Annotated in this window: 1 protein-coding gene; it reads right to left on the reverse strand. The window is 51.8% G+C overall.

From position 1 onward, the window contains the following. Window positions 1-770 (reverse strand): FtsK/SpoIIIE domain-containing protein (locus C4K46_RS10510; protein WP_275946385.1); only part of this gene is annotated, 770 nt, incomplete at both ends.

The raw sequence follows: 770 nt of genomic DNA on the forward strand, positions 1-770 counted from the left end.
CCACTTAAATCTTCATTTAAAATTTCATATTGACCAATGTCGTTAATCAAGTAAATGGTATGGTCCTCAATCCCCTGGTCTTCCTTGTCCGGCTGGTAATCAGCCCCCGACCAGGCAGATTGGAAGAGTTCATAGACTTCATTATTGCCGACTTGTAAGTAGGCCCGACCCACCTGGGTAATCTCGGCCGCATCCGGGGTCCGAAGCATCTCCGCAGAGTCACTCCGGTCAGCCACCTTGAGCGCAATCTTAAAGCGAGAGTTGGACCAGATTTGGTCATCGACCACCCCAGATGGCTTCTGGGTCGCAAGAATCAGGTGAATCCCCAAGGACCGCCCAATCCGGGCCGTAGAGACCAGCTCCTTCATAAAGTCTGGTTGGTTAGCCTTCAACTCCGCAAACTCATCCGAAATCAGGAAGAGATGGGGCATAGGTTCACGGACTTCCCCATTCTTATACTTCTTCTGGTATTGGTTGATGTGGTTAACCTCATTTTCCGCAAAGAGCCGTTGCCGGCGCTTCAACTCGGCATTGATAGACACCAAAGCCCGCATCGACTGGGCTCCATCCAAGTTGGTGATGGTTCCTAGTAAGTGAGGCAGGTCCTTGAAGAGGTTGGCCATTCCCCCACCCTTATAGTCGATAAGCAAGAAAGCCACATCGTGGGGGTGGAAATTGACCGCTAGACTCAGGATATAAGACTGAATCATCTCGGACTTACCAGAACCGGTCGTCCCCGCCACCAGACCGTGAGGGCCGTGGGCCTTTTC

Source organism: Streptococcus oricebi (genome assembly GCF_017883985.1).
In the GTDB taxonomy this organism is placed as follows: domain Bacteria; phylum Bacillota; class Bacilli; order Lactobacillales; family Streptococcaceae; genus Streptococcus; species Streptococcus oricebi.